3 protein-coding genes and 2 pseudogenes are annotated in these 15584 nt (G+C 65.9%); 4 read left to right on the forward strand and 1 reads right to left on the reverse strand.

The window, feature by feature from the left end:
• Positions 1-85, forward strand: a pseudogene (locus ACIBQX_RS50345) (IS5/IS1182 family transposase); the annotation flags it as partial.
• On the opposite strand, the gene ACIBQX_RS50350 reads toward ACIBQX_RS50345, so the two are convergent.
• Positions 77-4294, reverse strand: a complete 4218-nt coding sequence (locus ACIBQX_RS50350) for a DNRLRE domain-containing protein (RefSeq protein WP_397017823.1) — start codon at positions 4292-4294, stop codon at positions 77-79. The pseudogene ACIBQX_RS50345 and the gene ACIBQX_RS50350 overlap by 9 nt on opposite strands.
• 537 nt (positions 4295-4831) lie before the next feature.
• On the opposite strand from ACIBQX_RS50350, the gene ACIBQX_RS50355 reads away from it, so the two are divergent.
• From ACIBQX_RS50355 to ACIBQX_RS50365, 3 genes and pseudogenes are all read left to right on the forward strand, one after another.
• The gene (locus ACIBQX_RS50355; RefSeq protein ID WP_397017824.1) at positions 4832-11683 is read left to right on the forward strand and encodes a DNRLRE domain-containing protein; all 6852 of its coding nucleotides are present in this window, start codon (positions 4832-4834) and stop codon (positions 11681-11683) included.
• Between the two features lie 783 nt (positions 11684-12466).
• On the forward strand, positions 12467-13693 hold the full coding sequence (locus tag ACIBQX_RS50360; RefSeq protein WP_397017825.1) for an IS4 family transposase: 1227 nt from the start codon (positions 12467-12469) through the stop codon (positions 13691-13693).
• A gap of 1151 nt (positions 13694-14844) precedes the next feature.
• A pseudogene (locus ACIBQX_RS50365) lies at positions 14845-15584 on the forward strand (hypothetical protein); the annotation flags it as partial.

A 15584-nucleotide genomic window follows, 5' to 3' on the forward strand; every position in this document is an offset into this window, starting at 1 on the left:
GCGCTGTTGCCCGCACCGTGCCACCACGATCGTGCAGGCCATCCTCGTCCTGCAACTCATCGAAGAAGGCCGCTACTCAGGATGAAAAGTGCTCACTGATAGGGATGTCAGCGCTATGCCCGTGCCGGAGAACCCTGTTCTCCTCCTCCACGTAACGGGAGTCGACGAGCCTCCGACTCCACAGCGGGATGGCCACGCCCGTGCCCTCGTCCTCGCCCGGAATCCAGACGACGGGAGCGATCTCGCAGTTGTGGACGCCCTTGACCCCGTCCTGCCAGCCGTAGAGGAACTGAGCGTCGGGGGCGCCATGCCAGGAGGAGACGTCACGCTCCCCGCTCCATCCGCTCCTATTGCTGCATCCGCCCGACCCCTGGCCGGGACGGACCTCCAGTTTCGTCCCGGCCAGGTCATTCGACGGCGCCTTCACGTTACCGCCGTTGTCGACGATCGCGAACCCGTCGAGCCTGGTGAACATTTTGATCGCCTGGGCGGGCAGCTTCTTCTGGGAGAACTCCAGTCCCCCCGTGCCGCCGAGATAGGTGTGCATGGTCCAGGTGGCGCGGAAGCGGAACGCGTCGTCGTCCTCAATTTCGATCTTTCGCCCGTCCCTCCTCGTCGCGTTCTTGAGTTGCGCTGACCGCCTCGCGGACTTCACCATCCCGCCAGTGAGCGGATTTTCGGCAAATTCCAGGAGATAGATGTAGGACGACCAGCAATAGTTGTAGGTGGATTCGTGGAACCGGGCCTGGCCGAAAGCGAATTTTCCCTTCAACCAGGTTGTGTAGGAGTCCGCCGTGTCTCCGTCGTAGTTGTCGTCGAGGGTTTGGCACCCCTCCAGGGTGAGCCGCTTGTAGAAGTCGTCGTCGCTGGTGACAGACGGGGCGCCCGTCGTCGTGGCAGGTGCGGTATGTGCCGGGTCCGCCTTCGCGGACGGCGCCGCCGCTGCCTGCACCGTCTGCTGCGGCGTGAGCAGGCCTGCGACGCCGGCCGCTGTAAGCGGCCGCTGGTAGACCTCGGCTTGGTCGATGCTTCCGGCCATCGACGCGCCGATTCGCAGCGGGGCCTGGGCGTTCCAGACAGGGAAGGACAACTGCGTAGTCCCGGCCTGTGTCCCGTTCAGGTACAAGGTGGCCGTCCGGGTGGCCGCGTCATACGTTCCCGCCAGGTGGAACCACTCATCGACCGGCGGCTCGACGCCTGACAGCACGCCCTCCACCGTCGCATTCGTAGCGTCGGTGCTTGTGAAGGTGAAGACCAGTCCGTGGTCGGGGGTGTTGCCGAGGCGGAACGGCGCCTGGTGGGTGCCCTTCTGCTCGGCGACGGTGTAGTTGCCGTCCTTGTCGCTCCAGCGCAGCCAGGCGGCGGCGGTGAAGCTTTGGTCGGTGCGGATCACCGGTTCGGTGGTCTGCGCCAGGGGCTCCTCGCCGGGCTGGGTGATGTCGACGGTGATCTGCTGCCAGTCCGACCAGGCGGAGGCGGCCTGTTCGGTGACCGCGCGCAGGCGCCAGCGCACCTTCCACCCATCGGCCAGCTTGTCCGTCGGGACCGCGATGCTCGCCTGGGTGCCGGAGGCCACGTTATCCACGGCACCGGTCCAGATCTGGCCGGTGCCCTGCCCGTCGGGTGCGGCCGGGTCGTGTTCGATTTCGGCTTCGGCGCGCAGGGCCTGGCCGGTCGGGTGGGTGAGGGTGGCCTGCAGCGTGGGGGTGAGCGTATCGGTCACCGTTACGCCGTCCACCACCTTGGACGGGGTGACGGCCAGGCCGGTGGCGGTGGGCTTGGGCAGGCCGACGGTGAAGGACTGCCAGTCCGACCAGGCGGAGGCGGCGGTGGCCGAGACCGCGCGGGCCCGCCAGCGCAGCTTCCAGCCATCGGCCAGGGTGTTCGCCGGGACGGTGATGCTCGCCTGGGTGCCGGTCGGGACGTTGTCGGCGTTGCCGGTCCAGATTTGGCCGGTGCCCTGGCCTTCGGGTGCGGCTGGGTCGTGCTCGAGCTCGGCTTCGGCGCGCAGTGGCTGGCCAGCTGGGTCGCTCACCTGGGCCAGCAGCGCTGGAGTCAGCGTGGGGGTGACGGTGGTGCCGTCCACCTGCTCGGACGGGGTGACCTGCAGCGCGCCGATGGCCGGTTCGGAGACCGGGTCCGGCACATCCACGGTCAGGTTCTGCCAGTCCGACCAGGGTGAGCCGACCGTGGTGGCGGTGTTGACCGCCCGGGCCCGCCAGCGCACCTTCCAGCCGTCGGACAGCTTCCCATCCGGGACAGAAAGGCTGGCCGGGGTGCCGGAGGCGACGTCGTCCACGGCTCCGGTCCAGATGTGGCCGTTGCCTTGCCCGATCGCGGACGGGTCGTGCTCGACCTCGAACTCGGCCCGCAGCGGCTGTGCGGCCGGGTCGGTGACCGTGGTGCGCAGGACCGGGGTCAGGCTGGTGGCCACGGTGATGCCGTCGACCACCTGCGAGGGGGTGACCTGGAAGGCGCCGACCGTCGGGTTCGGCACGTCGACCGTGGCCGTCTGCCAGTCCGTCCACGCCGAGGTGGTGGAGGCGGCGGCGTTGGCCGCGCGGACCCGCCAGCGGATCTTCCAGCCGTCGGTCAGCATGCCCGCCGGGACGCTCACCGTGGCCTGGTTGCTGGAGGTGACCTCTGGTGAGGCGCCGGTCCAGATCTGGCCGCTGCCCTGTCCAGTGGCGGCGGGGTCGTGCTCGACCTCGAACTGGCCGGTGAGGTTGCCGCCCGCGGTGTCGGCGACGGTCGCAGCGAGTTGCGGGGTGAGTGAGGTCGTGACCGTGACGCCGTCCACCGAAAGCGCTGGGGTGATGGCCGGGGCGGAGACCGCTGGTTGCGATGCCGGTCCGCTGGTGGTGATGGTCAGCGTCGGCGGCAGGTTGAAGTCGGTTTCTTCGGAGGAGGTGAACACCCGGTAGTTGTTGATGTTCGCCTCGCCGGGCGACTTGAGCACCAGGCCGTGGTTGGCGGCGCCGGCGGCCCAGTCCTGGGCGATTCCGGTGACGTTCCAGTCCATGCTGTCCGGATAGATGGCGCAGTTCTGGTCGACGCCCTTGAAGTTGGTGGAGGCATCCTCGGTGGTGAGGGCGGGCTTATTGGCCCAGTACAGGTTGTCCGCGTTCCACGCGCCGGTCAGGCGGGCGATTTGGATGCCGTTGGCGAGCGCGGCGCCGCAGTTATGGCTGTCGATGGTGTTCATCGACAACGTGGCGTCAGTCACCGTGCTGCCCTGCAGGCCTGCGGTGTCGAACCGCAGGTGCACCCGCGCCTTCATGCCACCCGTCATGGTGCCGGCCATCATGTACGGGTTGTCCGGGAGTGCGGGCAAGCCGTCCGAGCTGACGTCGATGTCGGCACCGAGCGGCAACGTGACCGCTGCGGCCACCCGCACCGGATAGCTGGTGCCGGCGTTCACCAGGAACGCCTGATCTGGCTTGACCACCAACTCCGTAAGACCACCCTTGGTGACCACATCCGTGCCAGCCTCGGCGCGCTTGACCGATGCGGGGCGGCCCTTGCCGCTACCGTCCGACACGATCGTCCGCGTTCCCGCGGCGACCAGCTTCTTGTCCTTACCCTTCAGCAGCAGCCGGCCGCCCTTGCCCTCGGACAGGGTCAGGCCCTCGTCTTCGACGCCGACCCGCAGCTCCACCGCCTTGGCGGGCCGCTGCCGCAGCACCACCTCATACCGGAATCCGCTAGGCAACGCCGTCACCACCAGATCGGCACCGACACCCGCGGCGTCGGTGTAAGTGGCCACGCTGCCCTTGACCGTCGGCTTAGGCAGCGGCGTCGGCCAGCGAAGCGCGTACGACTTGCCATCGGCGGACATCTTCACGAACGGATCCGTGCCACCGGCGGAGAGCTCCACGACCGCGCCCTCGGCGAGGGTCTTGGCCCGCAGCTTGCCGCCCTGCTCGTCCAGGGTGGTGTCGACCGGCACCCAGCCGCCGCCCTGCCTGGCCCGTACCGGACCGGCCGCGACCTCGGTCTTGAACGTCCTCCCGTCCGGCTGCGCGTAGGTGATGCTCGTCGCGGTCGTCTCGTCGGCGACCTCGACCGGCTTGCCCTGCTCGGCCGCCTGCGCGGCCGCTGCGGTCCGCGCCTGCGACGGCACGTTGGAGATCGCGTTCCCGCTCTTGCCGGTGATCCACGCCGCGGTGTCGTTCAGGCTCGCATCGTGATCGTTGCCGGAGGAGTCGGCAGCCGTACGGCCGTCTCCCTCGTCGAACGTCCAACGAGCGGCTGCCTGGTCGACCGTCCGGAAGGACCACGAGTATGGCTCCATCGTGTTCTCCCACGCGTCGATCGCTTACCGCCGCATCAGATCGATCTGCAGGTCAAGCGCCTTCGACCACTTTTGAAGTGGTACAGGACAAACACAAGACGCGATCTTGTCTGCAGGTACAGACCCCGTTAAACCACAGGTCAGAGCCATCGTGGCTACATTTTGACGCGGAACAGGCTGCTGACCCGGTAGGCGAAGATCGCACTCTCGTCGCCGATGGTGTAGGGCACGCCGGAGAGCGGGTCCTAGAGCGCGCCGCGCTGGTGCTTCTGCCGAAAACTGCATCCATGCAGGCCAAGAGCCATGTGGCCACCCATGGTGAACTCCGCCGAGCCGTCCGGCGCCTCGAGTCCTGCGACGATCACGGAAAGCGCTCTCTAGCTCACTGAAAAGGATCTTTACTTCGATCGCAACACATGTGATGATCACTTCGTTTTTGCCACATTTGTTCGAAAGGATCGAGTGAACCCATCACGAACAGCGTCCGGCTTATCCAGCCGGACGCGCCGCCGCGCTGCCCTGATCGCGGCTCTGACCATGCCGCTCTCGCTGCTGAGCGTGCCCGCGATCGCCCAGGGTCCCACGCCACCCCCCTCCACCACTCCCACGACGCCGCCGAAAGCCCCCACCACGCCCACCGGTAAGGCGCTGGCGCAGGCCAAGAAGGACAACCGGCGCATCGAGATCGAGTCACTGCGCTCGGAAAGCGCCACCTACTACGCCAACCCCGACGGTAAGACCCTGCGGATGGAGCAGTACCTGGAGCCCATCCGGGTCAAGAACGCCAAGGGTGACGGCTTCACCCCGATCGACACCACCCTCGTCGAGGCAGATGGCGTCATCAAGCCCAAGGCGGCCAAAGACAGCCTGCTGCTGTCCACCGGCGGCAACACCGAAGTGATCAAGAGCAAGAGCGGCAACATCGCCGCTCAGATCGACGCTCCGCGCACGCTGCCCAAGCCCACGCTCAACGGCAGCACCGCCACCTACGCCTCCGCGTACGGCAAGGGCATCGACCTGGTCGTCACCGCCACCCCGACCGGGTTCCGCCAGCAGATCGTCATCCGGCAACGCCCCGCCGGCCCGGTCACCTTCCGCGTCCCCGTCGAACTGCCCAAGGGCATCGCCTTCGGCGAGAACGCCAAGGGACAGCCGACGCTGAAGAGCGACAACGGCAAGCGCAGCCTGGCCATCCGGCCCGCGGCGCTGCTGGACGCGGCCGCCGCCGACGCGAACGCCGACCTCGGCGCCGTCAGGATCGGCAGAGCGCAGGTGAGCCTGGACGGCTCGGCGCTGGTGTACAGCCCCGACCCGGCCTTCCTCGCCGACCCGGCAACGACGTTCCCGGTGACCATGGCCGCCGTCGACGACGACTGGTACGAGTGCACCCTCGGGGGCGACCCCTGTCCCCCCGGCGACCCGATGGACACGTACATCAACGACGTGGACCTCACCGACAGCTGGGACATGCACTACCGCGACCAGATGTGGGTCGGCAAGTCCTACGCCAGCAACATCGCCAAGCGCTGGCGCGCCTACATCCAGTTCCCGCTCCCCCAGCCAAGTGACCCGTTCTGGGGCTCGACAATCCAGAACGCCGACCTGGAGCTGTGGAACTACCTGTCCAACGACTGTGGCAACCCCGTCGGATCCGGGATCACCGCCCGACAGGTCACCTCCGACTGGGACCACCTGAGCCTGCAATGGAACGACCAGCCGACGGTCACCAACACAGGCGCCGACACCGAGTACGGGGCCTACAGTCCCGACTGCACCGGCTCGATGAACTACGAGCACGACCTCATCCACTCGGTCAACACCATCGTCCAGGCATGGGCAGACGGCGAAACGAACTACGGCATCCAACTCCGCGCGGGTAACGAATCCGAGCAGCGGAACTGGCGCCGCTACCGCACCCGAGAGGAGACCAGCGGCTACCCCGCCCACGGCCCCAGGCTCACCGTCGATTTCGAGCCGCCGACACCACCCCACCGGGAAACGGTCGTCATCACCTCACGTGAGCCGCTCACCTCAATCCCCGATTACGAGGAAGCCGTTACGAGGTCGATTTATGTGCCGGATACGCCCGAATCGATTGATTCGCTGGCGATGAGCGAAGAACTGGCGGCCGCCACCGAACAGCACCGGGACGGTGAGGGCTCCTTCATCGGGACCGACAATCTCTCCCCCAGCGTGCCTTATCCCGGCGATGGCGACGACAGCGACAATCCTGACGGCGAGGACACGGCAACACCACGAGTGCGGACGACGGAACCAGCCAACGAGGCTATCGACGTCCCCCTGGACTCCCAGGTCCAAGTGACGTTCAGTGAAGCGGTCGATGGACCGATCTTCTCGATGAAGAGTGCTCAAGGTGCTGATGTACTGGGGACCACCGCGCTCGACAGCACCGGAGAGATCGCAACCTTCACCCCCACACAGCCGCTCCGCCCCGGCACGAAGTACACCGTTGAGGTGTCGGAAGCGACCGACTCGGGGGAAAACACTATGATTCCCTACTCATGGTCCTTCAGAACAGTCGACCAGGCAGCCGCCCGCTGGACGTTTGACGAGGGTAATGGCCGTACGGCTGCCGACTCGTCGGGCAATGATCACGACGCGAGCTTGAACGAGACGGCGGCTTGGATCGCCGGCAAGAGCGGGAACGCGGTCTCCAACGTGCCGTCGCAGGCACGGATCGCCACCTCCGCGTCGGCGGCCCGGCAGGGTAAGGCCGTCGAGGTCGCCGACGAGACGACCGCGACCAGCATCACCCACGCCCAGCCGGACGGGAAGACGTTCAAGACCGAGGTCGCGGCCGGGCCGGTGCGGACCCGGCAGGGCAACGGCTGGGTGGCGATCGACACCACTCTGGCCGAGCAGGGCGGAAAGCTTCGGCCCAAGGCGATCGCCGAGGGCGCGGTCGTGGAGGTTTCTGCGGGTGGCACGGATCCGTTCGTGAAGATGTCCGCTGACGGCAAGTCGTACGCGCTGAGCTGGCCGACGCCGCTGCCCAAGCCGACCGTCAAGGGTGGCGTCGTCACCTACACCGATGCCGCCGGCGTGGGGGCTGACTTGGTGGTGACGGTGTTGCCGACCGGGTTCCGGCATGACGTGGTGGTGCGGCAGCGGCCGTCCAAGCCGCTGGAGTTGCGCATCGGTGTACAGACCGCTGGTCTGACCTTGTCCGAGGGCAAGGGCGGACGTCTGCTGCTCACCGCCGGTAAGGGGAAGAAGCCGGTGGCCTCGGCGCCGCAGCCGGTGATGTGGGATGCCAGCGCCAAGGGCCGACTCCCCATGGCCAGGCACGCGAAGATCGCCACCGACGTGGTCACCAAGGACGGCCGCACCGAGCTGGTGCTCAAGCCCGACCATGCCTTCCTGACCGACCCGGCCACCACCTATCCGGTGCGCGTGGATCCGACCACCACGCTGCCGTTCAACGATGACGTCGAGCTCTACTCCGAGATGGACGCCGGCCAGACGGCCGACCCGACCCTCCCGTACATGCTGGCCGGACGGCTGGGCAGCGGCCTGTTTCGGGTGCATCTGCGCTTCGACACCACGGCGCTGACGGGCACCACGGTCACCGACGCCAAACTGTCGCTGCTCAACATCGACGCCCCCACCTGCGGCACCCAGGTCGGCGCGGGCATCCAGGTCCGCCGCCTGACCTCAGCGTGGGACGAGAACAACCTGCACTGGGCCAACAAACCGACCTCGACCACCGAAGACGCCCAGATCAACAGGACAGCCTGCGAACCGACACCGATGCAATGGCCCGTCACCGCCATCGCCCAGGACTGGGCCGGCGGCGCCGCCAACCACGGCCTCGTCCTGCAACACCCCAACGAGACCAACACCAACGACAACTACCGGCTCTTCCCCTCCGCCGAAGACACCGACTTCAACTCCCCGCCCACGTTGACCGTCACCACCTCCGGCCCCGCCTCGGCTCCGCAACTCACCGGCCTGACGGTGACCCCGGCGCAGAACGCCGACGGCATCACCACGGTCACCTCCCTCACCCCGCAACTGGCCGCCACCGTCACCGACCCCGCACCAGGCAACCTGACCGGCCAGTTCGAAATCGAGCACGACCCCGCCGCACCAGAGGGGCAGGGCACCGGCCAGATCTGGACCGGCACCTCGACCGCCGTGACCTCCGGCACCCAAGCCACCACAGCCGTACCCGCCGGGACCCTGACCGACGGCTGGCAGATCCGCTGGCGCGCCCGCGCGGCCTCGACCACCACCACCTCGGCCTGGTCGGACTGGCAGCAAGCCACCATCGACGTCCCCAACCCCACGGTCGGTGCCTTCCAGGTCACCCCGTCCCAGGTGGTCAACGGCATCACCGTGGCCACCAGCCTGGCCCCGGCTCTGCACGCCACGGTCACTGACCCTGCCGCGCAACCGCTGCGGGCCGAGTTCGAAGTCGAGCACGACCCGGCCGCGACCGGTCAGGGCACCGGCGCAATCTGGGCCGACGCCGTCGACGACGTTGCCTCAGGCACCCCAGCCACGGCCACCATTCCCGACGGGAAACTGGCCGACGGATGGAATGTGCGCTGGCGCGTACGTGCGGTAAACACGTCAACCACAGTCGGCTCGTCATGGTCGGACTGGCAAGCCGTGACCGTGGACCTGCCGGACCCTGTCTCCGAGCCGGCCGTGGGCGCGCTGCAGGTCAGCCCGTCGGGGCAGGTGGACGGTGCCACTGTCACCCCCACCGTCACTCCGGCGTTGATGGCTCAGGTGAGTGATCCGGCCGGGAAGCCGCTGCGGGCCGAGGTCGAGGTCGAGCACGATCCGGCCGCGACCGGTCAGGGCACCGGCCAGATCTGGACCGGCAACGCCGACAACGTCCCCACCGGCACCCAGGCCAGCATCACCGTCCCGGCCGACACCCTGACCGACGGATGGAAGGCCCGCTGGCGCGCCCGCGCGGTCTCAGCCACCGCCGCCTCCGCCTGGTCGGACTGGCAGTTCTTCACCGTCAGTCTGCCCAAGCCCACCGCCACCGGCCTGACCGTCACCCCGTCCAAGGTGGTGGACGGCGTGACGGTGACCGACACGCTCACCCCCACGCTGCAGGCCACCCTCACCCACCCGACCAGCCAACCGCTACGTGCCGAGGCTGAGATCGAGCACGACCTGGCCGCTCCCCAGGGCCAGGGTAGCGGCCAGATCTGGGCCAGCGCCGTGGACGGCGTCGCCTCCGGTGCTGAGGCGAGCATCGCGGTCCCGGCGGGCACGCTGTCCGACGGCTGGAAGGTGCGCTGGCGTGTTCGCGCGGTTGCTGGTGACGCCTCCTCGGCCTGGTCGGACTGGCAGCAGATAACCGTCGACGTCATCCAGCCGGGCGAGGAGCCTCTGGCGCAGACCGCCCAGCCGGTGATCCGCACCGATCAAAGCTTCACCGCCGCCGCGTGGCTGCGCTGGAGCGACAAGGACGGCGACTACATCGTCACCGAGCAGCGAGGCACCCATCATGCGCCGTTCCGGCTGGGCAACACCGCCGAGCATGGTCTGGTGTTCACCTTCACCAACGCTGACGCCACAGATGCGACCGTTGAGGGCGTTCTGTCGGGGGTCGAACCGCCGGCCGATGAGTGGTTCCACCTGGCGGGAACCTATGATGCGACCACTCGGACGGCTACCCTGTACCTGAATGGAACGCAGGCCGGGACCGCGCAGTTGTCCTTCCCCGCCTGGGACGCCCAGGCCCCGCTACGGATCGGCGCGGCAATGGCAGGGAGCATCGACGCGGTCCACATCTACCAGCGCCCGTTCAGCGCCGATGATGTCGCCAGTGTGATCGCATCGGTCACGGCCCCGGCACCTGAGGCTGTGCCTGCACCGCAGAAGGGAGCCGCGTCGATCCAGGCTACGGCTCAAACCGGTGACTTCGATTACGACCGCCTCACTCTGGCAGACTGCATGGCAAGCCCGAGCGAAACTGGCTATGCGGACTATGACTCTCGTATTCGGGAGCTGCCTTACAACTCGTGCTGGTCTGCGTACCTCTACGTCCAGGACTTTGAACAGGACCCCGACTCAGGGAGCTGGCGGAAGGCGAATGCCAAGGGAACGGCTCCGGGTACCCCTGCGTCGAAGTCATGGGGTAAGCAGATTCTGGACGAAATCTTGGACGGAGTCACAGAGCCATTCGACGACGACGACGCGTTTCGTTTTCGCGCCACCTGGATCATTCATAGCTACCTGGGCGACCAGACTGGCAATGCAGTGGTGGACGGTGCAGGAACAGATTTTAAACCCACTGATCTGAAGATGTTCCTCCGCCTGGACGATTTCGCCGTCGTCGATAAGGATGGGCGAGTCAAATATTCTGCGGGTCAGCTGAGTGGTCTCCCCATCAGAGTGATGGTGGATCAGGGGTCATCCTCGCCCACCACCGACTGCGGTGACGCCGCGTGGAAAACAGCAGACGTCTCGGAATGGCATGCCCATCCTGATGCGACGGCCGTCTTCCATCCGAAGCTGCCCGCCTCCGGCGTTGCTGTCTGTTCGATATTGCCCGTCGTCAACATCTACACCGACGACGGAACGCTCACGCTGTACCTCTGGAACCAGAAGGTCTTAGACGAGGGCGGCAAGACCATCGGCATCCGTCGCCACGGCAGCGACAGTCCCTACGACCTCAAATGGGTACCGAACTTCCGCTGCGACAGAAAGGTCTTTGGCGCCAACAATCCGGATGTCGAGGATCGCTTCGGCGGCTGTGTCAACACCAGAGCGAAGCGCGTATGGATCATGTCTAAGAGCAGAGACACCGAGTGGACACAGGTTACCGAGCATATCGAAGCTGCGCTGAACCCCAGCAACAAGCAAACGTTCCCGCCGCGTAGGCTGGGCCACGACTGGTCAAAACCATCATTTCCGCCACCACGCGACGTCCCGGGCAAAGCGCTGGAGAATAAAGCAATACCTGGCAACTGGGCGGCACCTCGGGACGACCCTGCAGGCTTGCCGCTGACACTAGGCACGAATAAAGTGACTAATGCCGAGAATCGTAAACACTTTCAGCAAATCGACCTGCATATGGACGTGGGAGCCCCTGAAGAGAACCACTGGCTGCTGGAGAATGTCGCGAAACCTTACTACATCAACCTGTGCAAGTATTACGAGCGCGACAAGTATCCAAGTCCGGACAAGCCTCTAGTCTTACCTTACAAAAAGATTATAAGCTGCGACGAATACCCATTCGCTTCCGTAAAGGAGGGCGCCGCATCAGCTCGGGGGAACTATTCGCTGCGCGTAGTAGATACAGACGCCAACAGGCAACACGGAACCGCACAATGGGTGTTCAGGGCGGACTTCCGCCTGGCAGAGGGTAACAAGTTCTGGGTGCTCATCGAAGACTAGGGTCGACTAGGCGCCAACTGCTATGATCGGCGGGGTGGAGATCGTATATTCGATCCCCACCCCGTTTTGCCTCCGACATAACTAATCGATCTGGAAAGAAACGTCCATATGAAGACTTTCCCCGCTGAAGGACAAAGAGAGCTGTTGGTTGAGCATGGACTCTACGACTCGTTCGCGGCGACATGGGCCAACATCAGAGACATCAACGAGGTAGCCAGGCGCCTCAGAGTTGCACCGGAAGCAACATCGACATGCGATTTCTCGACCGCCATGCGCTCACATGGGTCTAGCGCCGGGACGCGACGGGTCTGGATAACGCGACATGCACCCGACTGGTGCCATATGCTCACCCTGAGCGGTGCAATGCCTTCGTCGGAAATCCTTAGCCTCAATCGTCATCGCGCTTTTGAGCTCGCATGCAACGGGGGGATAGACGAAATCTATCCTCTGTCATACACATATGACGGGGTGTCCGATAGAGATTTCTTTGAGGTTCCGGAGTACGCACCATATTGGGACGACCTCGAATCCAGGCCATTCATGCCAACAGCAGAAGAGCTGGAGCAGCACCTTATCATCATGGGCAGAATCACTGGACGATTCTACGACCGGGAATGGTTTGCATCACTAGGCCTGCTGTGCACGCTTCCTTAACCTCGATTTTTAGACCTTGAGTTGGTCGTCTGAGGTTTCGGCTGGAGGTCGATTGCCCCGCTGTGGTCAGTGTGGGTCCCCGGCTCCAATGCCGTTTAGATAGGGGTTTGCGCTGGTAGTGTCCGCCGGGTGGTGGAGTGGATCAAGGTCGGTGGGTCGGGTTGGCTGACGGATCTGGTTGGGCTGGGGGCGTTGACGTCGCTGGTGCCACGGCAGGTCCTGGACGAGGCAATCGAGCTGCACGGATGTCGCGAGGAGCGGGTACGGAAGCTCCCGGCTCATGTGGTCGTCTACTTGCTGATGGCGTTGTGCCTGTTCGCGGACGATGACGATGAGGAGGTCGCGGAGAAACTGACCGGTCTGCTCGCGGCGATGCCGGGATCACAGTGGGAGCCGCCGACGCGTGGAGCGGTCACCCAGGCCCGGCAGCGTCTGGGGGCCGAGGTTGTCCGGGAGGTGTTCGAGCGGGTTGCGCGCCCGGCTGCGACACCGGCGACCGCGGGAGCGTGGCTGGGACGGTGGCGGTTTATGGCGATCGACGGGTTCACCCTCGATCTGCCGGACACGGCGGCGAACCTGGCCGAGTTCCCCCACGACAGCGCGGGCGGTACGAGACCGTGTACCCGCAGGCCCGGGTCGTGGCCATCAGCGAGTGCGCCTCGCACGCGATCGTCGCGGCGGACGTGTCGGGCTGCCGGCAGCGAGCAGACCCTCGCCTACTCGTTGTACGGGCGGCTGACGCCCGAGATGTTGCTGACCGCCGATCGCGGCTTCTACAGCTTCTCCGCGTGGCAGTACGCGTCCTCGACCGGCGCGCAGCTCCTGTGGCGGGTCCAGGCCGGGCTCCACCCGTACTGGCTGGAAGACTTGGAGGACGGGTCCTGGCTCGCGGTCATCACCAAGCCCACCAAGCTGCGCAGTGACCAAAAGGACCGGCTGCGTGAGAACGCCCGCCTCGGGCGCGACCTCGACCCTGACCAGGCGGTGATCGTCCGGGTGGTCGACTACACCGTGCCCGACCGCAAGGGCGACCACATCCGCCTCATCACGACCATCCTCGATCCCACGGAGGCGACCGCGCAGCAACTCGCCGCCTGCTACCACGAGCGCTGGGAGGCCGAAACCGGGTTCGCTCAGCTGAAGATCCACCTACGTGGTCCTGGCAGGATCCTACGGTCCCGGACCCCGGACCTGGTCCGACAGGAGATCTGGGCCTACCTCCTCACCCTGGGCCCTGGCCACCCTGATCTGCACCGCCGCCACCGCAGCCGGAGCCGATCCCGACCGGATCACGTTCTGGCCACCCTCCGGATCGTGCGCCGCTCGGTCACCGACCGAGCGGCCTTTCCCCCCTGAACCCCAAAATGATCTCTGGACCAGAACCGTCCCCCAGGTCGGCCGGCCCCGCAACCGCAACCCCGAACGCCGCCACCGCACCTACCCCCGCTCCGTCAAACGCACCCGACGCAGCAGCTACCGCGAACGACGCCCGAGCGACAAAGGCATCCACCACGCTGGGCCACCCACCGTCCAACTCCTGCCCGCCACCTGCGGCACCAGACCCAAATGATCTATCTAAACGGCATTGGGTTGATTCCCGGTGACGTGCGCAAGTGATGGCAGATAGGCGCGCGCGAGGCGAAACCTATGCCACTCCTCTAGTCAAAGGTCTGCGGCGTGAAGGCCGTGCGGAATTTGGTGATTCCCCTGCCGGGGAGTGGCGTTCGGTGAGCGCTGGAGTAGAACTTGCTGCCACTCGTCGTTGAGGTCGATGGTATTGCTCGTGTCGCGGCCGGTGTTTCGGCTGAGAAGAGCTGTCCGGCGACGGGCATCTTTGCACGTCAGACGGTTTTCGTACGATGCGTTGTGCGCCCCGACTCGCCTAAGGGCGACGCGCGAATATGTGCAGGCCCGTTCTCATACGGTTCTATTCGTTTCTCGTTGTGGTCGCCCTTTGCTCGTTACTTTCCCTTTTCGCTTGGCTGGCCTTGCCAAGTGCGCGGCTGGGCCGGCCGCCGGCTCCCCGCCAGTGAACTGGGGGTCATGGGCAGAACCTCGTTCGTTGACCCTGACCGGTGCCGGATATGCCGCATTGGTACGGGAGGCGGTCGCCCAGTTCCGTGAACTGCTTCCTCACTCCGACTACGAGAAGCGCTCGACTCGCCCATATGAGAACTTCGCACCCCTTGCGCGACGTCATTCGCCGCCTTCTCCCATGGTCAGAAAAGCCGCTCCTGTCATATAGAAGCTCGCCTTCGCTATTGAACTGTCTTGCGCCTTAAAGATGAAATTCGGTCGAAGCCGTACGACTTGATCTCGTGCTAAAAGTCAAGCGTTTTAGCAGGCCGGGGCAGATCTGCACGGGTAAGCCTTTCCAGCCGTTGCGGTTACGGAGAAATTTTCGGCACGGCTTGCAATGGCCAACGACGGGAGACATCGTCGAGCTCCAAAAGAAATACGGACCGGCCGGGAACGCGCCGGATCCCAAAAGGAAAGGGGTCTTACCAATGACTATTCACGCGCCGGAGATTCCCGCCACGGAAAGCACGCTTAACGACCTGCCGGAGCCGCTCGCGTCCGACACGGGGAACGCCACCGACGACGCCACCACCGAGCTGAACCCCCGTCAGGAGGCGGTGTGGCGGGCGCTGGTGGCCAACCCCGGGAGCTCGGCCACCACGATCGGAGCGGCGGCTGACATGAGCCGAGTGGCGGCTGGCAAGATCCTCAACCAGCTCGAAGCGGACGGCCGTGCCAGGCGTACACCGGGCGGCCAGGACGGACAGACCAAGGGCCGGACCCCGGACCGGTGGTACGCGATCGACGCCTCCACGACCGCCACGGATGGCGCAGATCTTCACGACGCTACCGAGGCCGCCCTCGCCGAAGTTCTGGACCCGGTCACCCCCGAAACGCCCGCTGACATCCCCGAGTCGGTGAACGAGACGGAGCCGGACAGCGAGGTCCCCGACGAGCCGCTGGAAATCCAGGGCGAGACGGACGACGCGCTCACCTCGACGACACCTGACGTGAGCCCCGCGACGGACTCCGGCGAGGAGAGCGCGAGTGAGTCGGACGCCGAGCCGGAGGACTCCGAGCGCGCGCAGGCGCGCCGGGAGTTGCTGGAGCTGGCCGATCTGATCCTCGGAGCAGCGGCTGCGATGGAGGCCGACGGGGACGCGGTCTTGGCGTTGGGCCGGTTGGAAATGGCCATGGCCAAGGCCCCGCAGGCCCACCGCAACGCCCG

The sequence above is a fragment of the Nonomuraea sp. NPDC049714 genome, assembly GCF_044465295.1.
Taxonomy (GTDB): domain Bacteria; phylum Actinomycetota; class Actinomycetes; order Streptosporangiales; family Streptosporangiaceae; genus Nonomuraea.